Genomic DNA, 22,388 nt, shown 5'->3' on the forward strand with positions numbered 1-22,388 from the left:
CCCCGTCCCGCGCCGTGACCGCCGCGCCCCGTCCCGTCAGCCCTTCACGCACACCACCTGCTTGAGCTTCGCGACGACCTCCACGAGATCCCGCTGCTGCTCCATGACCCGCTCGATCGGCTTGTACGCGGCCGGGATCTCGTCGATGACGCCCGCGTCCTTGCGGCACTCGACGCCGCGCGTCTGCTCCTGCAGGTCCTTGAGCGTGAAGCGCCGCTTCGCCGCGTTGCGGCTCATGCGGCGGCCCGCGCCGTGCGAGGCGGAGTTGAACGCGGCCTCGTTGCCGAGGCCCTTCACGATGTACGAGGACGTCCCCATCGAGCCCGGGATGATGCCGTACTCGCCGCTGCCCGCCCGGATCGCGCCCTTGCGGGTCACGAGCAGGTCCACGTCCTCGTAGCGCTCCTCGGCCACGTAGTTGTGGTGGCAGCTGATCTCCTGCTCGAAGACCGGCTTCGCCTTCTTGAACTCCTTGCGGACGACGTCCTTGAAGAGCCCCATCATGACCGCGCGGTTGTGCTTCGCGTACTCCTGCGCCCAGTAGAGGTCGTTGCGGTACGCGGCCATCTGCGGCGTGTGCGCGAGGAAGACGGCGAGGTCGCGGTCGACGAGGCCCTGGTTGTGCGGGAGGGCCTGCGCGATGCCGATGTGGTGCTCGGCGAGTTCCTTGCCGATGTTGCGGGAGCCCGAGTGGAGCATGAGCCACACCTGGTCCTCCGAGTCGAGGCAGAACTCGATCATGTGGTTGCCCGAGCCGAGCGTCCCCATCTGCTGCCCCGCCCGCTCGCGGCGGAAGCGGACGGCCTCCGCGACGGTGCCGAAGCGGGACCAGAAGTCGTCCCAGCCGGCGGTCGGGAAGCCGTGCAGGCGGCCCGGGTCGACGGGGGACGCGTGCATGCCGCGCCCGACCGGGATCGCCTGCTCGATGCGCGAGCGCAGGTGGGAGAGGTCGCCGGGGAGGTCGTTCGCGGTCAGCGAGGTGCGGACGGCGGACATCCCGCAGCCGATGTCCACGCCGACCGCCGCCGGGCACACCGCGTCGCGCATCGCGATCACCGAGCCGACGGTCGCGCCCTTGCCGTAGTGCACGTCGGGCATGACGGCGAGGCCCGCGATCCACGGGAGCGTCGCGGTGTTGCGGAGCTGGTCGAGCGCGCCGGGGTCGACCTCGGACGGGTCGGCCCACATCCGGATCGGTACGCGGGCTCCGGGCAGTTCGGTGTACGGCATGGTTCCCCCTCGGAACGCCCGGCAGGGACACCCGTCAGGGCGTACGAACACGCCTCGACGGGAAACGCCGGGAATCAGCAAAAATGATCATGTAGCGGACAGAACTACGTCCGCACTCCATCTCGTTCACACAAAAATGCGGTCACACATACCGCAGCCAGGGGCACCAAAAGGGACAAGCGACCGGCGTGCTCCTCGGCTCGTGCGGTACACATTGTCTCCATCGGCCGCATACCCGCGGCAACCGATTAACCGGCACGAGACCCCGCTCCCAGGCGCGCCGCACGCGCCCCGAGGCGGCGCGGGTCGTGACGAGGGGAGCTGCACGAATGCGCGGGAAGGCGTGGGCGCCCGGCGTCGCGGTCCTGCTGGCGGTGGCGCTCGCCGGGTGCACGGGCGGCGAGGACGCCGGGGACCCGGACGCCAAGCGCGGCGCGAGCGACACCACGACGGCGGCGGCCCCGCGCCCCGGGCGCTTCGACACCCTCCCGCAGCCCTGCAAGGCCGTCGACCGCGCGACGCTCGACTCCCTCCTGCCCGGGCTGCGCGCGCTCCCGGCGGACGAGCGCGAGGACGGCTACGCGGGCACGCTCGCCCCGACCTTCGACAACGAGCGCAAGGTCGGCTGCGCCTGGAAGGCCGAGTCCGCGCAGGCCGACGACGGCGCGGGCCGCACCGACTCGCTCACGCTCGACCTGGAGCGGGTCGTCTCCTACGACGCCGCGAAGAGCGACGACGACAGGGCGCGCGAGATGTACGAGAAGCGCCTCACGGCGGCGCACATCCCGGACCCGGCACCGAGCGGCTCCCCCACCACGTCCGCCGGCGGCTCCCCCTCCGCGTCCACCAGCGGCTCCCCCTCCATCAGCGGCTCCCCCTCGTCCGAGGGTTCCGCCTCCCCCTCCGGCAGCCCGTCGCCCGGGAACAGCGAAACCGGCAAGGGCGGACAATCCACCAGTACCAGCCCCTCCGCCTCCGTTTCGGGCGATACCGGCACGACTCCCGCCGAACTCCTCCCCCGTACCCTCTCGGGCCTCGGCAACGACGCCTTCCTGAACGACTCCCCGGGCAGCGCGTCGGCGGGCGGCTCGTCCCGCACCGTCACTGTGGTGTTCCGCACGTCGAACGTCGTCGTGAGCATCGTCTACAAGCAACAGCCCGGAGACCCGCGGCAGCCTGCCGACAGCAAGGAAATGCAGGACAAGGCACGGAAACTGGCGGGCCGGATCGCGGACTCCTTCGAGGAGTGAGCCCGCGCGGCGGCGGTTTCCCGCCGACGCCCGGGGAGGCGCGCGGGACGTACGGGGGTCTTTGTCCGGCGTACGGTGACTCACCGGACCTGCCGACCGGGCCCCCGTGGCCCCGGTCGCACGACCTGAGCGAAGGAACCATGCACCGACCAGTACAGCGCCTCTCCCGCATACTCGCCTGCGCTGCCGTTCCCGTGATCCTCGTGGCTGCGGGCTGCTCCTCCGACGACGGCGACAGCGGCACGGCGAAGGACGACGCCAAGCAGTCGGCCGCCGCCGGGAGCGGCAAGGACGCGAAGACGAGCGCGAGCCCTTCCCCCGACGCCACCGGCACGGCGACCGTACGGGCGAAGTACGCGAAGCTCCCCGAGCCGTGCGCGGCGCTCAGCGCCAAGACCCTCAAGGCGCTCGTGCCCGCCGCGAAGGACAAGAAGGGCAGCCAGGGCAGCTCCGACGACCTGAACGCGCGCGGCACCTGCTCCTGGAACAGCCTCGACAGCAACGGCGTGCACGGTTCCCAGTACCGGTGGCTGAGCCTCGCCCTCGTCCGCTTCGACTCGGACGCGACTCTCGGCACGGGCGACGAGCGCGCCGCCTCCTACCTCGCCAAGCAGATCACGGCGACGCGGGCGACGGCGGACGCGAAGGACCTCAAGAGCGAGAAGCTCACCGGGCTCGGCGACGAGGCGACCGCCGTCACGTACGCGCTGAAGAAGAAGGAGGGGGACTTCAAGCAGCAGACGCTGCTCGTGCGCACGGCGAACGCGGTCCTCACCCTCGACTACAACGGCGCGGGCCTCGCGGGCGAGAAGGACCCGGACCCGGCGAAGCTCCTCAAGGACGCCAAGCGCGCGGCGGGCGACGCGGTCGCGGCCGTCGCGACGGCGAACGGCGGCGCGGCGACGGGCTCGGGGGACGCCTCGAAGGGCGCGAGCGCGTCCCCGAAGGAGGACGACGACAAGAAGTCGGACGCGGACGAGTCGGGCAAGGACGCCAAGTCCTCCAAGTCCCCGGCCGCGAGCCCCTCCGCCTCGAAGTCGGCCGGCGCGGACCAGGACAAGTCCGGCGACAAGGACACGGGCAAGGACGCCGACACGGAGAAGTCGGCGGGCTGAGCCCCCGCACGCTCCGTCACCCCCGTACCCCGGCCCCCTCCCAGGACCGGCCGGTACGGGGGTTTCGCGTCCCCGCGCCGTAACGATCAGGACACACCCCACCCCCGCTCCCGCATGGGCGAACCCGTGCGCGAGGGCGCGTGCGAGGCGACGGCGGCGCGGGCGGGCGGCACGTTCTCGGGCGCGGGCTCGGGGATCGGCGCGTCGTGCCCGTGCGAGACCATCGTCCGCTCGCCCTCGTACGCCATCGAGACCGTCACGGGCGAGTGCCAGCCCGCGACACGCCGCGATGGCGTCAGGTCGATGCCCTCGCCCTGCGCGAGCGCGTCCCAGCAGTACTCGCCGTAGTGGTCGTCGCCGAACGCCGCCGCGAGCGAGGTGCGCAGCCCGAGCCGGGCGAGCGCGGTCGCCATGTTCGCGACGCCGCCGGGGCTGGAGCCCATGCCGCGCGCCCAGGACTCCGTGCCGCGCACGGGGGCGGAGTCGAGCCCGGTGAAGATGATGTCGAGGAAGACGGTCCCGGTGAGGTAGACGTCGCAGACGGGCCCGGCGGGATCGCGGACGGTGGCGAGCGGGTCGATGCGCGCGGCGGCGGCCGGGTCGACGCGGGCGGCGGCGGAGGGCTCGGCGCGTGGGGTGGCGGGGCCGGTTCCGTACGGATCGGTGCTCACGGTGCGTGCCTCCCCTGGTCGGTGCGATTGCGGCCAGTGTGCCCGATGGGTGCGGGGTGCGCGGCGCGCGCCGTGGGGTACGTTCCGGATCATGAGGCTGACGATTCTGGGCGGTGGCGGCTTCCGGGTGCCGCTCGTGTACGGGGCACTGGCGGGCGGCGAGGTCGAGGAGCTGACGCTCCACGACAGCGACCCGGTGCGTCTCGGCGTGATCCGCGCGGTCCTGGAGCAGTTGCCCGGCGGCGGCCCCCGCGTCCGTACCGCCGGGGACCTCGACGAGGCCCTGCGCGGCGCCGACTTCGTCTTCTCCGCGATCCGCGTGGGCGGCACCGCCGGGCGTGTCGCCGACGAGCGGGTACCGCTCGCGGAGGGCGTGCTCGGTCAGGAGACGGTCGGCGCGGGCGGGGTCCTGTACGGGCTGCGGACCGTGCCGGTCGCGGTGGAGATCGCGGAGCGGGTGCGGGCGGTGGCCCCGGACGCGTGGGTCATCAACTTCACCAACCCGGCGGGGACGGTGACGGAGGCGATGGCGGGGGTGCTCGGCGAGCGCGTCATCGGGATCTGCGACTCGCCCGTGGGCCTCGTGCGCCGCGCGGCGCGGGCGGCCGGGGCGGCGCCCGGACCGCTCTCGTACGACTACGTCGGGCTCAACCACCTCGGCTGGCTGCGGGCGCTGCGCGCGGCGGACGGCACGGACCTGCTCGCGGCGCTGCTCGCCGACCGTGCGGCGCTGGAGTCCTTCGAGGAGGGGCGGCTCTTCGGCGCCGACTGGCTGCGGGCGCTCGGCTCGCTGCCCAACGAGTACCTGCACTACTACTACTTCCGGCGCGAAGCCCTGGCCGCGGTGCGCGCGGCGGGGACGACGCGCGGGGAGTTCCTGCGCGAGCAGCAGGAGGCGTTCTTCGCCGCGGCGGCGCGCGAGCCCTCCCGCGCGTACGCGCTGTGGGAGGCGACGCGCCGGGAGCGCGAGGAGACGTACATGGCGGAGAGCCGCGAGGCGAGCGGCGGCTGGGAGCGCGACGAGGAGGACCTGGCGGGCGGCGGCTACGACCAGGTGGCACTCGCGCTGATGCGGGCGATCGCGGGCGACGCGCGCGGCACGCGGCTGATCCTGAACGTACGGAACGGGACGACGGTGCCCCAGCTCCCGCCGGACGCGATCATCGAGACGGTGTGCGAGGTCGACGCGCACGGCGCGCACCCGCTGCCGTGCGCCCCGCTCGGCGAGGCCGAACTCGGGCTGATGCTCCAGCTCAAGGCGGTCGAGCGGGCGACGATCGAGGCGGCGCTCTTCAAGGACCGCACGGCGGCGCTGCGCGCGCTGGCCCTCCACCCGCTGGTGGACTCCCCGGCGGTGGCGGAAAGGATTCTGGCGCGGGCGGCGGCCGGCTGAGGCGGTACGGGTGCGGCGGGGCGCGCCTGTCAGGTGGCGCGTCCCGCCGCGTACCGCTGCCCCGTTCCGGCCGGGGTCCGCTCACATGGAGCTGGTGAACCCGCCGTCCACGACGACGGACGACCCGCTCGCGTAGCTGGACAGGTCGCTCGCGAGGAAGACGGCCGCGTCGGCGATCTCGCGCGGCTGCGCCGGGCGGCGCATCGGGATCGAGGCCATCTGGTCCACGCCGGAGTCGGCGAGCGGCGCGAGGTTGCTGCGCAGCATCTCGGTGTCGACGATGCCGGGGTGGACCGCGTTGACGCGGATGCCGCGCTCGGCGTAGGCGTCGGCGAGCGCGTACGTCAGGAGGCGGATGCCGCCCTTGGTGGTGCTGTAGAGCGGCGTGCCGCGCGAGCCCTGGATGCCGCCGATCGACGAGACGTTGATGAGCGAGCCGGGCACGCCGCGCTCGGTCCAGTCCCTGATGGCCTCCTGCGAGCCGACCCAGGTGCCCTTGAGGTTGACGTTGACGATCTTGTCGAAGTCCTCGTCGGTGGTCGCGAGCGGGTCCGCCTCGAAGAGGACGATCCCGGCGTTGTTGACGAAGACGTCGAGCCCGCCGAACTCGGCGGCGGCGGCGACGGCCGCCCGCACGTCCGCGCGCTTGCTGATGTCGGTACGGACGAAGACGGCGCGCGCGCCCAGCTCCTCGACCAGCTCGACCGTCGTGGCGCCGCCCTCGCGCGGCGTGTCCCGTACGTCGGCGACGACGACGGCCTTCGCGCCCTCCTCGGCGAAGCGGATCGCCATCGCGCGTCCGTTGCCACTCGCCGCACCTGTGATGACGGCGACTTTGCCCTGCAAAAGATCCGACACGGTCTTCCCTCCGAAACTCACGTCCCCCGCTCGCCTCCGAGCCTCCCGCGCGGGGCGGGGAACGGGCTTGGACGAGAGCGCAGGGGGCCGGGACGGGAGCGCAGGGAACGGGCGGCGCGGGGCCTGGGGAACGGGCGGCGCGGTGGGCCGGGGAACGGGCGGCCGGTGGCCCGGGGCCGTAGGCGTCCGACGCGCGGTGGCCCCGTGCCGTGCGCGACCTACGCGACGAGGCCCGCGTCCCCGCGCCGTCGCGCCCGGTAATCCGTCGGCGTGATGCCGTACTCCGCCTTGAAGACGCGCGTGAGGTGGGAGCCGTCCGCGAAGCCCCTGCGGGCGGCGATCGCCGTGACGGTGAGGGCGTGGCGGGGGTCGTCGAGGTCGCGGCGGGCGGCTTCGAGGCGGCGGGCCCGGATGAAGGCCGAGACGGTCGTGCCGGTGTCGTGGAAGAGGCTGTGCAGCTGCCGCGTCGAGACGTGCACTCCCGCGGCGACCGTCTCGGGACCGAGCCCGGGGTCGTCGAGGTGGGTGCGGACGTACTCCTCCGCCTCTTCGCGCAGGCCGGTCCTGCGCAGCGCGCGCGGGTCGATGCGCCCGGTGCCCGGCTCGCCGAGGCGGGCGCGCAGGAGGGTGCCGACGAGTTCGGCGGTGCCGTGGGCGAGGCGTCCGCCCGCCTCGCCCCGGAAGGCGTCGATGTGCTGCGCCGCGGTGGTCAGGTGCGGCAGGACGATGCGGGCCAGGCCGTCGCGCGGGGTCACCGCGGTCGCGGACAGCCGGGCGAGCTCGCTCGTACCGAGGTCGAGGGCGGCGCGCGACAGCAGGAGGACGAAACCGCGGTAGGCACCCTCCGTGGTGAGACGGTAGGGACGGCTCGGGTCGATGACGGAGAGCGTGCCGGGTTCGACGGTGGTCTCGCGGTCGTTCTGCCGGATGACGGTGGCGCCGCCGAGCTGGAGGACGACCTTGACCGCGCCGCCGCCCGCGCGCCCTTCGGCGCCTCCGGGCGCGAGCGGCCGGTAGCGGATCTCGTGCGCGGGGCCTCCACGATCGAGACGAGCAGACCGCCGCTGTCGTACGCCTCGATCGACGCGTCGAAGCCGCCGCCCGTCTCCGCCTCCAGGTCGCCGGGGTAGTACGTGCGGGACAGGGCCTCGCCGAAGGCGCCGGGGTCGTGGAGACGGAGACGGCTGCCGGAGTGCCGGGGGAGAGTTCCTGCGCCGCTCACCGCCGCTCCTCTGTTCGCTCGCCCCGTTCTTTTCAAGCTAACACCGCGATTTCCCCCGAAATACCCATGCCGTCCCGCCTCCGGGCACGGCACCGGCACACGCGTGTCGCGCCGCATCGGCACACGCGTGTCGCGCCGCGAGGAAGCACGGGGGTGGTGGAGCAGCGCGAGGAGTGGCCCGTACCGGCGCATTACGGGCGCACGCGTCAACTCGCCGACTCCGAGAACGAGTTGACGCCCCCTCCGAAACCTCCCCGACCGACACGGAACCGGCATGGTTACCCGGCTTCCCTCTTGCTAAACATTTAGTGGCCCAGCTCACACCCGCTCGGCTTTTCGGGTGACGAGGCGGCTTGATACAAATTGCCTCGCGCACCCGTCGCACAGCCCCGGCACCGGCCCTTTCACCGGCTCGGAGGCCCCGGCGTTCGGTGGCGAATCCCTTTCCCGTACCGCCCTTCCGGGCTGCCTCGCGCTGCCCGGAACCGGCGGGAAGGGCCCTCCCCCCATCGCTTCGCACCCGCTCTGGAACCGCCCGTGCCTCCGCGCCCCGCCCGGCCCCTCGTCGCCCTCTTCACGGCCGGCTATCTCGCCTCCTACCTCCTGCCCACCGTCGTCTCGCGCATCGGCTCCGGGCTCGGGCTCGCGCCCGCGCACGCCGGGCTCGTCGGCAGCGCCCTGCTGCTCGGCTCGGCGGGCGCCGGATTCACGCTCGCCTCGCGCGTCGAACGCTTCGGGGCACGCCGCGTCGCGCGCGCCGGACTGCTCCTCGCGACGCTCGGCTACGGGCTCGCCGCGCTCAGCGGCCTCCTGCCGCTCGTCGTGCTCGGGGTCGTGCTCGGCGGCTTCGGCTCCGGCACGGCGACGACCGTCGCGGCCTCCGGCATCGCGGCGCTGCGCGACCCGCACCGCGCCTCCTCGGCCGGGCTGCTCTCGGTCTCGGCGGCCGCCGGGGCCCTCTACCTGACGCTCCCCCACTTCGGCCTGGGCCACCGCCTCCCGCTGCTCGCGCTCGCGGTGGTCCCGCTGCTCGTGTGGCCGGCGACGCGGGGGCTCGTGGACACCCGCCCGGCGGACAACGCCCTCCCGGTGACGGCCGGGCGGCTCCCCCACCGCCGCTCCGGACTCGTGCTCGCGCTCTCCGTCGCGGGCTGGTCGCTCGCCCAGAACGCGCTGTGGGGCGTGAGCGGACGGATCGGCACGGAGCAGGCGGGGCTCGGCGAGGTCGCGGTCGGCGTGGTCTTCGCCGTCGCGCTCGGCGGCGGGCTCCTCGGCGTGCTCGGCGCGGGAGCGCTCGGCTCACGGGCCGGACGCGCGGCGCCGATCGGGCTCGGCACGGTGGTGATCGCCGCGTGCATCGCGGTGAGCGCCTCGGCGCACGGGCTCGGGAGCTTCGCGGGCGGCGAGGTGCTGTGGAACACCGGCTACCCGGTCGTCCTCTCCTACCTCATCGGCCTCGCGGCCTCGCTCGACCCGCGCGGGCGCTGGGCGGTGCTCGTCGGCTCGGCGTCCGCGCTCGGGGTGGCGTGCGGCCCGCTCACCGGGAGCCTGCTCGTCGAGTCGGCGGGCTTCACGGGCATGGGCCTCGTCCTCGCGGCGGCGCTGCTCCTGCTCGCCGTGCCGCTCACGGCGGTCGCGCTGCACACGGGCGGGCGCCCGCTCGTGCCGGGTGCGGTACGGCGCAGGGGCGGCGCGAGCGCGGCCCTCGTCGCGGCCCGCGCCGGTGCCCCCTCGGGCACGATCCCGCGGATCGGCGCCCCCGAACAGACAATCACCTCGATCGCGGTGGCAGTCGCGGACCCGGACCGCGCGGACTTCGGCGCGGCGGGACCGGAGCGGGTGGGCGGCTGAGGGGCGGGGCCTTGCAGCTTGACGGGGGGGCGGCCGTACGAGGCGGAGCGGCTGTACGGGGCGGGGCCGGTGGTACGGGTACGGGGCGGCCCGTGCCCTGAGGCTGCCCCGTACCCGTACCGCCCCGTCTGCCTCCGCTCCCTGCGCGTCAGCCCTGGAAGCGGTGTTCCTCGACGGCCTTGAGGTACCGCGCGCGCAGATCCTCGTCGTCCTCCAGGAAGGCGGCCTCGAAGGAGTTGCGGGCGAGGGCGCGTTCCTGGTCCTCGGTGAGGCCGAGGGCGGTGCGGACGGCGTCGAAGTTGTCCTGCGCGTAGCCGCCGAAGTAGGACGGGTCGTCGGAATTCACGGTGCACTTCAGGCCCGCGTCGAGCATGTCCCGCAGCGGGTGCTGCTCCATCGTGTCGATCCCGCGCAGCCGTACGTTCGAAAGCGGGCACAGCGTCAGCGGGATCTGCTCGCGCACGAGCCGCGCGACGAGCGCGGGGTCCTCCAGGACGCGGCGCCCGTGGTCGACGCGCTCCACGCCGAGCGCGTCGAGCGCCTCGGTGACGTACTCGGGACCGCCCTCCTCGCCCGCGTGCGCGACCCGGTGCAGCCCGAGCGCGGCGGCCCGCTCGTACACCTCGCGGAACGGGCCGGGCGGGTTGCCCAGCTCGGCCGAGTCGAGGCCGACCCCGGTGATGCGGTCGAGGTAGGGCTCGGCCTCGGCGAGCGTCGCGAGGGCGGAGGCGACGGGCTGGTCGCGCAGGAAGCACATGATGAGCCGCGTGCTGACCCCGTGCCGCTCCACCGACCGGTCGAGCGCCCGCCCGAGCCCCTCGACGACGGTCTTGAACGGCACTCCGCGCGAGGTGTGGGCCTGCGGGTCGAAGAAGATCTCGGCGTGCCGCACCCCCTGCGCGGCGGCCCGCTCCAGATACGCGTCGGCGAGTTCCTCGAAATCACGCTCGGTGCGCAGCACCGCCATCAGCTCGTAGTAGAGGTCCAGGAAGGACTGGAGGTCCTGGAAGGCGAACGCGCTGCGCAGCGCGAGCGTGTCGTCGTGGCTGAGCGTGACCCCGTTGCGAGCGGCGAGCGCGAAGGCCAGCTCCGGTTCGAGGGTGCCTTCGATGTGAAGGTGCAGCTCCGCCTTGGGGACGGGTATAGGAGTGGGCATCCGGAAATTCTACGGGAATCCCAGGCGTGCAAGGCGTGGCGTGGGCCACGGTGCGAAGGGGGCGGGAGTCAGCGGCGGGAGGGGACGGGGACGCGGTCGAAGTCCTCGGCCACGGTGAGACCGCCCTCGTATCCCGCCGCGCGGGCCTGGCGCGCGAAGACGCCGGGGTCCTCGTACCGCTGCGAGAAGTGCGTCAGGACGAGGTGCCGTACCCCCGCGTCGCGGGCGAGCGCGGCGGCCTGTCCGGCGGTGAGGTGACCGTGTTCGTCGGCGAGGGCGGCGTCCTCGTCGGCGAAGGTCGACTCGATGACGAGCAGGTCGCAGCCCTCGGCGAGTTCCTCGGCCCCCCGGCACATGCGGGTGTCCATGACGAAGGCGAAGCGCTGCCCGCGCCGCACCTCGCTGACCTCTTCGAGGCGTACCCCGCGCAGCACGCCCTCGCGTCGCAGCCGTCCCACGTCCGGCCCCTCGATGCCGTGCGCCGCCAGCGCCTCGGGGCGCATCCGCACCCCGTCGGGCTCGGTGAGCCGGTAGCCGAAGGTCTCGACGGGATGGCTGAGCCGCCGCGTCTCCAGCGTGTACGCGGGGGTCGTGACCAGCACGCCCTCCCCGTGCACGGGTTCGGGTGTGATTCCGACGCTCTCGTAGTACGCGGTCGCGTACCGCAGGCGCCGGAAGTACTCCTCGCCGCTCGCCGGGTAGTGCGCGTACACCGGGTGCGGTACCCGGTCGAGGTTGATCCGCTGGATCACCCCGGCCAGGCCGAGCGAGTGGTCGCCGTGGAAGTGGGTGACGCAGACGCGGTGCAGCGCTGTCGCGGAGATCCCCGCGTGGGTCATCTGCCGCTGCGTGCCCTCGCCGGGATCGAAGAGGAACGCCTCCCCGTCCCAGCGCAGGACATACCCGTTGTGCCCACGCCGCCGCGTGGGCAACTGACTCGCGGTCCCGAGAACGACCAGCTCACGCCCTGCCATCGCCCCACCCTAGCCGGGGGGCCACTGGAGCCCACGCCCCCCGAGGACGTGCGCGTGCACGTGGAAGACGGTCTGCCCCGCACCCGCGCCGGTGTTGAACACGATCCGGTACCCGGACTCGTCCACCTTCTCCTGCGTGGCGACCTCGCCGGCCGCCGCGAGGAGGGCGGCGCTGAGGCCCGGATCGGCGGCGAGCGCGGCGGCGTTGGGGTAGTGCGCCTTGGGCACGACGAGCACGTGCGTGGGCGCCTGCGGGTTTATGTCCCGGAACGCGTACGTGTGCTCGTCCTCCCGCACGACGGTCGCCGGCACCTCCCCCGCCACGATCTTGCAGAACAAGCAGTCCGCCTGCGGCTCACCAGCCATGAAGGAGCTCCTCCCGAAGGGACGACGATGCCGGGAAATGGTATCGACCCACCGAACCGACGCCCCGCATCAGCTCTCCCGGCCCCCGAGAACCCGACACCGGATCCCACCGGCACCACACATTCCACCCCTTCCGGCGCCACACACGCCCGCCCTTCCGGCGCCCACGCATTCCAGCCCTTCCGGCGCCACATATTCCAGCCCCTCCGGCGTTTGAGGAGCGGGGCCCGGGGCGGAGCCCCGAACCCGGGCGAAGCCCGAACCCGGGGCCCGGGGCGGAGCCCCGCGAGGCCCGCCCCGGCCCGGGTCACCTACTCCGCATCACCCCCGGGCAGGGCGGGAGCCCGCTTCGCCGGGGTCTCCTCCAAGCCGGTCAGCGCCAGCCGAATGGCCTCGTCCAGCTGCGGGTCCGCCCCGGCCGCGTACTGCTGCGGCGCCACGACGACCTCCACGTCCGGGTCGACGCCATGATTCTCGACGCCCCACCCGACCGTCTCGAACCAGAAGGCGTACTTGGGCTGCGTGATGGCCGTCCCGTCCACGAGCCCGTACCGGTTGTCGATGCCGATGACACCGCCCCAGGTCCGCGTCCCGACGACGGGCCCGATCTTCAGCGCCTGGATCGCCGCGTTGACGATGTCGCCGTCCGAGCCGGAGAACTCGTTGGCGACCGCGACGACGGGCCCGCGCGGAGCCGCCTCCGGGTAGCTCGTCGGCCGCATGCCGCGCGCCACGTCCCAGCCGATGATGCGCCGGGCGAGCTTCTCGATGACGAGCTGCGAGGTGTGCCCGCCCCGGTTCTCGCGCACGTCGACGACGAGCCCTTCCTTGGCGATCTCCACCCGCAGGTCGCGGTGGAGCTGCGCCCAGCCGGAGCCGATCATGTCCGGCACGTGCAGGTAGCCGAGCCGTCCGCCGGACTTCTCGTGCACGTAGGCGCGGCGGTCGGCGACCCAGTCGTGGTAGCGCAGCGCCTCCTCGTCGCGCAGTGGCTCGACGACGACGTGCCGCGGCTCGCCGCCGTCCGCCGGGCCGATGGTCAGCTCGGTGACATGACCGGCCGTCCCGGCGAGGAGCGGCGCGGGGCCGAGCAGCGGGTCCACCGGACGGCCGCCGACCGCAAGGAGCGCGTCCCCGGCCCGTACCGCGATCCCGGGCCCCGCGAGCGGGGAGCGGGCGTGCGGGTCGGAGGTCTCGGAGGGCAGGACGCGGTCGATGCGCCACTGCCCGTCCTCGTGCCGGGAGATGTCCGCGCCGAGCAGCCCGGCGCGCAAGGCACCGTGGCCGTGACCGGGCGGGGTGACGTACGCGTGTGAGGTGCCGAGTTCCCCCTGCACCTCCCACAGCAGGTCCACGAGGTCGTCGTGGGTCGCGACGCGCTCCAGGACGGGCCGGTAGCGGTCGAGGACGCCGTCCCAGTCGATGCCGCCCATGTCGGGACGCCAGAAGTTGTCCCGCATGAGCCGGCCCGTCTCGTCGAACATCTGCCGCCACTCGGCGGCGGGGTCGACGAGCTGCCGGATGCGGCCGAGGTCGACGGCGACGTTGTTCTCGTGGTCCTCCTCGCCCGGGGCGCGGCGGTCGCTCGGCACGACGCGGAGCTTGTCGCCGCCGCGGAGCAGGACGCGCTTGCCGTCGCCCGTGACCGCGTACGACTGGGCGTCGCCCGCGAGTTCCTCGACGCGCTGCTGCGGGAAGTCCCAGCGGAGCAGGCTCGTCTTGGCGCCGTCGTCCTCGGGTCCCGCGCCGGAGGTGCCGAGGACGCCGGAGACGGGGTGGCTGAGCCACAGCACGCCGTCCTTGGCGGCCTGGAGCGAGGAGTACTCGCCGGCCTCGACGGGGAAGGGCACGATCCGGTCGACGAGACCCTCCACGTCGATCCGGGTCTGCGGGCCGCCGCCCTCACCGCTCTCCGGGGTGCCCTCCTTGTCGGGGGTCTCGAAGGGCTTGCCGTGCCGCTGCGGGCCGAAGGGCGAGGGGGTCGTCGCGGCGAGCGTGATGAGGTGCGGGCGGGTCGTGCCGATGAAGGCGAGATCGAAGTTGTGCGCGTCGTAGAGCGGGTCGAAGGCGCGGTCCGAGAGGAAGGCGAGGTGCTTGCCGTCCGGGGTGAAGGCGGGGCTGTAGTCCTTGAAGCGCAGCGGGGTCGCCTCGACGGGGGCGAGGTCCGAGACGTGCGCGAGCTTGAGCTGGCGCAGCGGGGAGGGGCCCGGGTGGGACCAGGCGAGCCACGTCGAGTCGGGCGAGAAGACGAGCCCGCTCGCGTCCCCGTCCTCGCTGCGGTCCACCTCGCGCACCTCGCCCGTCGAGCGCTCCACGAGCAGCACCCGTCCGTCGTGGCTCGCGACGCCGAGCCGCTCGCCGTCCGGGGCGACCGTGAAGGAGAGGACGCGGCCGAGCTTGCCGCGCGCGATGCGGCGCGGGGCCGTGCCGGGGGCCGTCCCGGTGGCGGGCGCGAACTCGACGGCGTCCTCGCCCTCGGCGTCGGTCACCCAGGCGACCCACTCCTCCCCGTCGAGCCGGAAGGTGCGCGGCAGCCTGGCCCGTACCCCCTGCTCGCCCGCGAGGACGCGCGTCGGTCCGTCGCGGTGCGTCACCCAGTGCACGGCGCCCCGTACCAGGACGGCGCTGCCGCGGCCCGTGTGGTCGGGGCGGGCGGCGGAGAGCCAGCGGGACGCGGAGATCGCGAAGGGCTGGAGGTCGGCGCGCTGGCCGCCGAGCCCGATGTCGAGCAGCCGCGGCTCGGCGCTCTCCAGGTCGTCGAGGATCCACAGCCGACCCGCGCTCGACCAGACGACGCGGGTGCCGTCGGTGGCGGCCTGACGGGCGTAGAAGCCGTCGGGTTCGACCGGCGAGTGGCGGCGCAGGTCACTGCCGTCGGGGAGCGAGGAGTAGAGCGCGCCGACGCCTTCGTGGTCGGAGAGGAAGGCGATGCGTTCGCCGACCCAGAGCGGGTCCTCGATATTGCCGTCCAGGTCCGCGTGCACCCGCTGCCAGGCGCCCTCCGCGTCCGGGCCGAGCCACAACTTGCCCGCCGTACCGCCGCGGTAGCGCTTCCACCAGGCCGGTTCGCGGCTCGGGACGGAGCAGAGCAGGACGCGCTCGCCGCCCGGCTCGTGGGCGAGGGCGCCGATCGGGCCGTACGGGAGGCGGCGGGACGCGGAGCCGTCGAGGGGCAGGGCGTGCGCCCAGGTCCGGCGCATCGACGCCTGGCCGTGCGAGGTGATCGCCACGACCTCGCCCTCGGGGGTCCAGCCGCGTACGGACGTCTTCTGGCTGCCCCAGTAGGTGAGGCGGCGGGCCGGGCCGCCCTCCAGGGGCGCGACGAAGACCTCGGGGGCGCCCTCGCGCTTGGAGGTCCAGGCGACCGTGGCACCGTCGGGAGATATCCGCGGGTGCTGAACGGGAACGTTGTCGGCGCTGACGCGCCAGGCACGCCCTCCGTCGAGCGGGGCGATCCAGACGTCGTCCTCGGCGGTGAAGGCGATGAACTCGCCATGGATGTGCGGAAACCGTAGGTAGGCAGGCTGTGTCACAAGAGCCACCCTAAGCACGGTGAAGGACAGGGGACAGGGCCTGCCGGGCAAGCTGTGGACAACTCGGCGGAAGTCGCGACAGCCGTTACTCGTTCGAGTGAGGCGATGTATTGATTACCCGGAGTTATCCACAGATCTGCGCGGAAGGCTTCCGCGCGGACCTCGCAGGGGTTGGGATGGGGGTGTGACGACGACGGAGAACAACCCCGCTCAGGAACGGCTGCGCACGGCGCGGACCGTGTGGCTGTGCGCTGCCCGGGCGGAAGGGCCGCCCCTCGTGCGTGCCACGTGGTTCGTCTTCCTCGAAGGCGTGTGGTGGATCGGCGCGGCGGCGGGCGGCACCCTGGTGCGCCTGCTCGAACGCCGGCCGCGCGCCACCCTCGCCCTGGACGGCCCCGAGCCGCTGGTGGCGGAGGGCGAAGCCCGCCTGCACCGCACCGGTTTCCCCGCCCGGGTACGCGAGTCCTTCCTCGCCAAGTACGGCTGGGACCCGGCGATACCGGCCCGCCCGGGAGAGCGCCGGGTGCTCCTGGAGATAGCGGTACGCGCCTGGGTCCCGGCGTCCCTCACGGGCTGACGGCCCCCGGGTCACCGCACGGCGACGGCGAGGCTGACCACGTACTCCTCCCGGACGGTCCCGTCCGGGAAGACTCCGGCCAGGATCTCCCGCTCCTCGGCGAGGAAGCGGTTCGTCCCTTCCTCGCCGAGGACGAGGAAGTCGGAGTACGTGGCGAGGTTGGCGAGGTGCGCGTCGAGCGAGACGCTCCGGCTCCACCGCACCTGCCACCGTACGAACGGCAGTTCGTCCGGCAGCCGCCGGAAGCGGGCCTCGGGGTCGTACGCGCCGTCGCCGCCTCCGAAGAGCCGGCGCAGCCGGGCGTCCTGCCCGGCGACCCAGGGGACGCCGCCGTCGGAGTCGTTCCACCAGAGCGCGAGCGCGCCTCCGGGCCGGAGCACGCGCAGCGCCTCGGGAACGGACCGGCGAGGCTCGGTCCAGTGCCAGGACTGGGCGTAGGTGACGAGGTCGAGAGAGGAGGAGCCCAGTGGCAGGGCGTTGCCGTCCCCGAGTACGAGCGGAACTTCGGGCAGCCCGATCCGGAACCGAGCGGCCATTTCCTGGCCCGGCTCCACCCCCACCACCCGGGCGCCCCGCTCGGCCAGCACGCGCGTCCCCAGCCCCGTCCCGGCCCCGACATCGGCGACGCGCGCCCCGGCAAGCGAGAACCCGGCCAATTCCTCGACGACGTCGAGGAGAGCGGAGGGATAGGAGGGGCGGTGCGCGGCGTACCCGGCGGCAACGGATTCGAACGAAAGGCCCTGCGAGGAAGCACGAGTCATCTCCCCATGCTTGACGCCCCCACCCGAATCCACCACGCCTGCCCGAAAGTTACTCCACGAGCGAAGTCACCCACCACGCCCTCCCGCGAGAAGGACAACCCGTCCGAGCCGCACGTCGAAGCCGATCTCGTCCGCGGCCTCGCATCGGAAGATCACCAGCACATCGTCCTGGAGCCAGACCCGTAGTGCCGCGCACCCGGCATCAGTGGATCTGCCCAGCCGACCTCGGCCCGGGGCACCGGAAGCACGGTCTCGCCCTCGACGTACCGGGACTTCCAGCCCCGTTCGCCCACGAGGTCGAGAACCGCCTGCCAGTCATCCACCGAGGCCCTCGGAACACGCACATCCGGCAAGGTCCCGGACCCGTCTGTCCCGAAGAAAGGCCGCACGTCATCCCACGCCAGGTCGCCCATCCCGTCAGGCCCTCGAATTCAGTGAGTTCGCGCACTGCCGTTCATCCGGCCCGCGCAGAGGGGCACCGCGTTCACACCCCACCACGAGCCCCCCCGTCTACCCCCACCGTCCCGTCCGCCCCGACAGCAGGGCCACCGCTGCCGTGCCCGCTGTGGAGGTGCGCAGGACCGAGGGGCCCAGGCGGCAGATGTGGGCGCCGGCCTCGGTGAAGGTCGCGATCTCCTCGGGGGCGACGCCGCCTTCGGGGCCGACGACGAGGACGATGTCGCCCTCGTCGGGGAGCGGCAGTGCGGCGAGGGGGGTGCTCGCGGTTCCGGCGTCCTCGTGGAGGACGACGGCGAGCGCCGCGCGGGCGAGGAGGGCCGCCGCCTCCTTCGTGGAGACGGCGTCGGCGACCTCGGGGAAGCGGGGACGGCGGGACTGCTTGCCCGCCTCGCGCGCGGTCGCCCGCCACTTGGCGAGGGACTTCGCGCCCCGGTCACCGCGCCACTGCGTCACACACCGCGCCGCCTGCCACGGCACGATCGCGTCGACACCCGTCTCGGTCATCGTCTCGACGGCGAGTTCCCCCCGGTCCCCTTTGGGCAGCGCCTGGACGACGACGAGGCGCGGACTCGGCACCGGCTCCTCGCGCAGCTCACCGACCTCCACGCTCAGCCGGTCCTTGCCCTCGACCGCCGTCACGACGCACGGCGCCCACCGCCCCGCCCCGTCACTGAGCACGATCTCCTCACCGGGACGCAAGCGCTTCACGGAGACCGCGTGCCGTCCCTCGGGCCCGTCGAGGACGAAGGCCCCGCCGGGCACGGCCTCTTCGGCGAGCCGGGGAGCGAGGAAAACGGCGGCGGTCATGCCGGTCCTTTCAGCGGTACGGGTACGGCGGTACGGGTGCGGAGGCGGCGGAGGATCTCAGGCGCCCCGGAGTCAGCGGGCCGGCGGCGTGAGTGCCGCGCGCGTCTCGGCGGCGAGCGTTTCGACGAGACGCCCGGCGGCGAGGGTACGGGCCAGGCGGTGGCCCTGCCCGGCCCAGAGTGCCATGCCGTCCGCGTCGCCCGCGCCCGCCGCGGCGCGCCGCAGTCCGGCCGTGAGGTGGTGCACGCGCGGGTACGCGGCCGGAGCCTCGGCTGAGTGGGCCCGTACGAAACGGTTGACGAGCCCGCGCGCGGGCCGGCCCGAGAAGGCCCGCGTGAGCGTCGTACGGGTGAAGTGCGGGCTCGTCAGCGCGGCCTTGTGCACGGGGTGCGCCCCGGATTCGGGGCAGGGCAGGAAGGCGGTGCCGAGCTGAGCGGCCTCGGCCCCCGCCGCGAGCACGGCGGCGATCTGCGTGCCGCGCATGAGACCGCCCGCCGCGAGGAAGGGCAACGGCACGGTGTGGCGGACCTGTTCGAGGAGGCTGAGCAGTCCGAGCCCGCAGCCGTCGGTGGCGGGGTCGTCGTGGTGGGTGCCCTGGTGGCCGCCGGCCTCGACACCCTGCACGCACAGCGCGTCCGCCCCCGCCCACTGCGCGGCGCGCGCCTCCTCGGGCGTGGTCACGGTGACGACGGTGAGGGTGCCGACGCGCTGGAAGGCGTCGAGTACGTCGCGGCTGGGGCAGCCGAAGGTGAAGGAGACGACGGCGACGGGCTCGGCGAGCAGGACGGCGACCTTCGCGTCGAAGAAGTCGTCGAGCGCGCCCTGCGGAAGGCCCCCGAGCGGTGCCCCGTACCGCTCGCTCTCCCCCGCGAGCCCGTCCGCGTACGCGTCGACGGCGTCGGCGTCCCCCTCCGGCTGGGGCAGGAAGAGGTTGACGCCGAAGGGCCGCCCGGTCAGCTCCCGGGTCCGCCGCGCCTCGTCCCGTACCGCCTCGGCGCTCTTGTACCCCCCGGCGAGAAACCCGAGCCCCCCGGCCTCCGACACGGCGGCGACCAGCTCAGGACAGGAGGCACCACCGGCCATCGGAGCCTGCACGACAGGATGGCGCAACAACTCGCCGAACACAGAGGACATCCCAAAATCGTCCCACGAGCCAGAGGACCTCGCTCCAGCCCCTCCGGCGAAAGCACTCCAGCCCCTCCGGCGTTTGAGGAGCGGGGTCTGGGGCGGAGCCCCAGAAGACCCGGGGCCCGGGGCGGAGCCCCGAAACGGGGCCCGGGGCGCAGCCCCGAGAGGCCCCGCCCCGGCCCAACTACACCTCAGCTCCGCCCATTGAACGCGTCCTTGAGCCGCGAGAAGAGCCCCTGCTGCCCCGGCTGGAACTGCCCCGTCGGCCGCTCCTCGTTCCTGAGCTTCGCCAGCTCCCGCAGCAGCCGCTCCTGCTCCGCGTCGAGCTTCCCGGGCGTCTGCACCTCCACGTGCACGATGAGGTCACCGCGCCCGCCGCCGCGCAGATGCGTGACCCCGCGCCCGTGCAACGGCACGGACTGGCCCGACTGCGTGCCGGGGCGGATGTCGACGTCCTCGGTCCCGTCGAGCGTGTCGAGCGGGACCTTCGTGCCGAGCGCGGCGGCCGTCATCGGGATCGTCACCGTGCAGTGCAGGTCGTCGCCGCGCCGCTGGAAGACGGAGTGGGCCGTCTCGTGGATCTCGACGTAGAGGTCACCGGCGGGACCGCCGCCGGGGCCGACCTCGCCCTCGCCCGCGAGCTGGATACGCGTGCCGTTGTCGACCCCGGCCGGGATCTTCACGGTGAGCGTGCGCCGCGAGCGGATGCGGCCGTCACCGGCGCACTCGGGGCACGGGTTCGGCACGATCGTGCCGAAGCCCTGGCACTGCGGGCAGGGCCGCGAGGTCATGACCTGGCCCAGGAAGGACCGCGTGACCTGCGAGACCTCACCGCGCCCGCGACACATGTCGCAGGTCTGCGCCGAGGTGCCCGGAGCAGCGCCCTCGCCGTTGCAGGTCGAGCAGATGATCGCGGTGTCGACCTGGATTTCCTTGGTGGTGCCGAAGGCCGCCTCGTTGAGGTCGATCTCCAGCCGGATCATGGCGTCCTGGCCGCGGCGGGTCCGCGAGCGCGGGCCGCGCTGCTGGGACGTGCCGAAGAAGGCGTCCATGATGTCCGAGAAGTTCCCGAAGCCCGCGCCGCCGAAGCCGCCACCGGCCGCGCCCGCGCCGCCGGCCTGCGAGAGCGGGTCGCCCCCGAGGTCGTAGACCTGCTTCTTCTGCGGGTCCGAGAGCACCTCGTAGGCGGCGTTGATCTCCTTGAACCGCTCCTGGGTCTTCGGGTCGGGGTTGACGTCAGGGTGGAGTTCCCTGGCCAGCCGACGGAAGGCCTTCTTGATCTCGTCCGGGGAGGCGTCGCGGCGCACGCCGAGTACGGCGTAATAGTCCGTGGCCACTTACGACTCCGCCAGGATCTGTCCGACGTAACGAGCCACTGCGCGTACCGCTCCCATCGTTCCGGGGTAGTCCATGCGGGTCGGTCCGACCACGCCGAGCTTGGCGACTGCCTCGCCGCCCGAACCGTAACCGACCGACACCACCGAGGTGGAGTTGAGCCCCTCGTAGGCGTTCTCATGACCGATCCGGACCGCCATCCGCGGGTCGGTGACCTCGCCGAGCAGCCGCAGGAGCACCACCTGCTCCTCCAGTGCCTCCAGCACCGGACGGATCATGAGGGGGAAGTCCTGCCCGTACCGCGCGAGATTCGCCGTACCGCCGATCATCAGCCGTTCCTCGGTCTCCTCGACGACCGTTTCGAGCAGCGTGGACAGGACGACGGCGACCGTGCCGCGGTCCTCCTGCTCGAAGGAGTCGGGCAGATCCTGGACGAGCTGGGGCACGTCGGCGAAGCGACGGCCCGAGATCCGGCTGTTGAGCCGGGCCCGCAGATCGGCCACTGAGGTCTCGCCGAACGGCGCCGGGCAGTCGATCATCCGCTGCTCGACGCGGCCCGTGTCGGTGATCAGCACGAGCATGACGCGCGCGGGGCTCATCGAGAGCAGCTCGACGTGCCGCACGGTGGAGCGCGTCAGCGAGGGGTACTGCACGACGGCGACCTGCCGCGTGAGCTGCGCGAGCAGCCGCACGGTCCGGCCGACGACGTCGTCGAGGTCGACCGCGCTGTCCAGGAAATTCTGGATGGCGCGGCGCTCGGGGGCGGTCATCGGCTTGATGTCGGCGAGCTTGTCGACGAAGAGGCGGTAGCCCTTGTCGGTCGGGATACGGCCCGCGCTGGTGTGCGGCTGGGCGATGTACCCCTCGTCCTCCAGGGCCGCCATGTCGTTGCGCACGGTGGCCGGGGAGACGCCGAGACTGTGCCGTTCGGTGAGCGCCTTGGAGCCGACCGGCTCCTCGGTGCCGACGTAGTCCTGGACGATGGCGCGCAGGACTTCGAGTCTGCGTTCGCTGAGCACGCCGCCACCTCCCTGGCCTCCGGCCGGAGCCTCCGGTCCGGGCCTGGCACTCGCCCTGTCTGAGTGCCAGAACTTCCCCGGCCAGTGTACGGCCGTACGGTGGGCCCCGGGCAAGGCCGGGCAGCGCTTTATGGCACTTCACCGGCGGCCCGCCGCCCGCGCGCCGGGCCCGTACCGGGGTGAGGGGGACGGAACGGGGCAGGGTGCCGGCAGGGACGGCCGGGACGGGGCGGGGACGGCGGGCTAACGGCGGCCGGTCGTCTCGCGCCGCCACCGACGAGCGGGGAGCACGATGGAGTTGACCGAACTGCCCGAGTGGGAGCACCCGGCGCCGGGTGTGGCGCGGCTGCGGCTGCCCGGCTGGGACTGCACGGCGGGGCTCGTACGGGGCGAGGGCGCGGCGCTCCTCGTGGACCCGGGCGGGGGCCTCGCGCAGGGCGAGGAGGTGCGGCGCGCGGCCGAACGCCTCCTCGGGGACGGCGCGCACGTGACGCATCTCGCACTCACGCACCCGCACTTCGACCACGTCCTCGGCGCGCCCGCCTTCGAGGTCCCGGTGTACGCGGCGATGGGCGCCGAGGCGCTTCTCGGTACGGAGTCCGGCCGCGCCGGACTGCGCGAGGACGCGGTACGGCACGGGCTCGACCCCGCCGAGGCGCGGCGGTCCGCGGCGCTGCTGCGGG

Annotated in this window: 19 protein-coding genes and 2 pseudogenes; 6 read left to right on the forward strand and 15 right to left on the reverse strand. The window is 73.5% G+C overall.

The annotated features are described in order from the left end of the window. Positions 1-36: 36 nt before the first annotated feature. Positions 37-1,230 (reverse strand): RtcB family protein, encoded by a 1,194-nt coding sequence (locus tag G3I42_RS25930; RefSeq protein WP_164289826.1) that lies wholly within the window; start codon positions 1,228-1,230, stop codon positions 37-39. A gap of 329 nt (positions 1,231-1,559) precedes the next feature. Between G3I42_RS25930 and G3I42_RS25935 the strand changes: the two genes are divergently transcribed. Continuing rightward, positions 1,560-2,480, forward strand: coding sequence for a hypothetical protein (locus tag G3I42_RS25935; protein WP_164289828.1), 921 nt, complete (start codon positions 1,560-1,562; stop codon positions 2,478-2,480). Positions 2,481-2,620: 140 nt separating this feature from the next. Then, positions 2,621-3,595 (forward strand): DUF3558 domain-containing protein, encoded by a 975-nt coding sequence (locus tag G3I42_RS25940; RefSeq protein ID WP_164289830.1) that lies wholly within the window; start codon positions 2,621-2,623, stop codon positions 3,593-3,595. Positions 3,596-3,738: 143 nt separating this feature from the next. Here G3I42_RS25940 and G3I42_RS25945 read toward each other — a convergent pair. Next, positions 3,739-4,176: pseudogene (locus G3I42_RS25945) on the reverse strand (PfkB family carbohydrate kinase); the annotation flags it as partial. Between the two features lie 181 nt (positions 4,177-4,357). Between G3I42_RS25945 and G3I42_RS25950 the strand changes: the two are divergent. After that, positions 4,358-5,659 (forward strand): 6-phospho-beta-glucosidase, encoded by a 1,302-nt coding sequence (locus G3I42_RS25950; RefSeq protein ID WP_164289832.1) that lies wholly within the window; start codon positions 4,358-4,360, stop codon positions 5,657-5,659. Positions 5,660-5,740: 81 nt separating this feature from the next. On the opposite strand, the gene G3I42_RS25955 is transcribed toward G3I42_RS25950, so the two are convergent. From G3I42_RS25955 to G3I42_RS37865, 3 genes and pseudogenes are all read right to left on the reverse strand, one after another. Then, positions 5,741-6,517 (reverse strand): glucose 1-dehydrogenase, encoded by a 777-nt coding sequence (locus G3I42_RS25955; RefSeq protein ID WP_164289834.1) that lies wholly within the window; start codon positions 6,515-6,517, stop codon positions 5,741-5,743. A gap of 218 nt (positions 6,518-6,735) precedes the next feature. Further along, positions 6,736-6,996 (reverse strand): helix-turn-helix domain-containing protein, encoded by a 261-nt coding sequence (locus G3I42_RS37860; protein WP_343244668.1) that lies wholly within the window; start codon positions 6,994-6,996, stop codon positions 6,736-6,738. Between the two features lie 153 nt (positions 6,997-7,149). Further along, a pseudogene (locus tag G3I42_RS37865) lies at positions 7,150-7,542 on the reverse strand (hypothetical protein); the annotation flags it as partial. Positions 7,543-8,276: 734 nt separating this feature from the next. Between G3I42_RS37865 and G3I42_RS25965 the strand changes: the two are divergent. Next, positions 8,277-9,590 (forward strand): MFS transporter, encoded by a 1,314-nt coding sequence (locus tag G3I42_RS25965; RefSeq protein ID WP_164289838.1) that lies wholly within the window; start codon positions 8,277-8,279, stop codon positions 9,588-9,590. A 148-nt stretch (positions 9,591-9,738) separates the two neighbouring features. On the opposite strand, the gene G3I42_RS25970 is transcribed toward G3I42_RS25965, so the two are convergent. From G3I42_RS25970 to G3I42_RS25985, 4 genes are all read right to left on the reverse strand, one after another. Further along, complete coding sequence (locus G3I42_RS25970; RefSeq protein WP_164289841.1) at positions 9,739-10,746, reverse strand: adenosine deaminase; 1,008 nt, start codon at positions 10,744-10,746, stop codon at positions 9,739-9,741. Positions 10,747-10,814: 68 nt separating this feature from the next. After that, the gene (locus tag G3I42_RS25975; protein ID WP_164289843.1) at positions 10,815-11,720 is read right to left on the reverse strand and encodes a ribonuclease Z; all 906 of its coding nucleotides are present in this window, start codon (positions 11,718-11,720) and stop codon (positions 10,815-10,817) included. Between the two features lie 9 nt (positions 11,721-11,729). Then, the gene (locus G3I42_RS25980) at positions 11,730-12,086 is read right to left on the reverse strand and encodes a histidine triad nucleotide-binding protein (protein WP_164289845.1); all 357 of its coding nucleotides are present in this window, start codon (positions 12,084-12,086) and stop codon (positions 11,730-11,732) included. Positions 12,087-12,397: 311 nt separating this feature from the next. Next, positions 12,398-15,619 carry a S41 family peptidase gene (locus G3I42_RS25985; RefSeq protein WP_164289868.1) on the reverse strand — a complete coding sequence of 1,074 codons (3,222 nt, stop codon included), beginning with the start codon at positions 15,617-15,619 and terminating at the stop codon, positions 12,398-12,400. A 184-nt stretch (positions 15,620-15,803) separates the two neighbouring features. Here G3I42_RS25985 and G3I42_RS25990 point away from each other — a divergent pair, with 184 nt between their 5' ends. After that, entirely contained in the window at positions 15,804-16,196 is a 393-nt protein-coding gene (locus G3I42_RS25990; protein WP_164289847.1) for a pyridoxamine 5'-phosphate oxidase family protein, read from the forward strand. Positions 16,197-16,207: 11 nt separating this feature from the next. Here G3I42_RS25990 and G3I42_RS25995 read toward each other — a convergent pair whose 3' ends face one another. The 6 genes from G3I42_RS25995 to hrcA all read right to left on the reverse strand — a co-directional run bounded on the left by G3I42_RS25995 (position 16,208) and on the right by hrcA (position 21,705). After that, positions 16,208-16,957, reverse strand: a complete 750-nt coding sequence (locus tag G3I42_RS25995) for a class I SAM-dependent methyltransferase (protein ID WP_203607349.1) — start codon at positions 16,955-16,957, stop codon at positions 16,208-16,210. Positions 16,958-17,109: 152 nt separating this feature from the next. After that, a complete protein-coding gene (locus tag G3I42_RS37870) occupies positions 17,110-17,301 on the reverse strand; it encodes a hypothetical protein (protein WP_239096678.1) in 192 nt (63 codons plus the stop codon). A 166-nt stretch (positions 17,302-17,467) separates the two neighbouring features. Beyond that, complete coding sequence (locus G3I42_RS26005) at positions 17,468-18,223, reverse strand: 16S rRNA (uracil(1498)-N(3))-methyltransferase (protein WP_164289852.1); 756 nt, start codon at positions 18,221-18,223, stop codon at positions 17,468-17,470. Between the two features lie 72 nt (positions 18,224-18,295). After that, positions 18,296-19,357: a nitronate monooxygenase gene (locus G3I42_RS26010; RefSeq protein WP_164289854.1), complete on the reverse strand. Its 1,062-nt coding sequence runs from the start codon at positions 19,355-19,357 to the stop codon at positions 18,296-18,298. 185 nt (positions 19,358-19,542) lie between these two features. Next, the gene (dnaJ, locus tag G3I42_RS26015; protein WP_164289856.1) at positions 19,543-20,688 is read right to left on the reverse strand and encodes a molecular chaperone DnaJ; all 1,146 of its coding nucleotides are present in this window, start codon (positions 20,686-20,688) and stop codon (positions 19,543-19,545) included. Beyond that, positions 20,689-21,705: a heat-inducible transcriptional repressor HrcA gene (hrcA, locus tag G3I42_RS26020; RefSeq protein ID WP_164289858.1), complete on the reverse strand. Its 1,017-nt coding sequence runs from the start codon at positions 21,703-21,705 to the stop codon at positions 20,689-20,691. 292 nt (positions 21,706-21,997) lie between these two features. On the opposite strand from hrcA, the gene G3I42_RS26025 reads away from it, so the two are divergent. Beyond that, on the forward strand, positions 21,998-22,388 hold a 391-nt coding region (locus tag G3I42_RS26025; protein ID WP_164289860.1), incomplete at its 3' end, for an MBL fold metallo-hydrolase.

Source organism: Streptomyces sp. SID11385, assembly GCF_010548245.1.
In the GTDB taxonomy this organism is placed as follows: Bacteria; Actinomycetota; Actinomycetes; order Streptomycetales; family Streptomycetaceae; genus Streptomyces.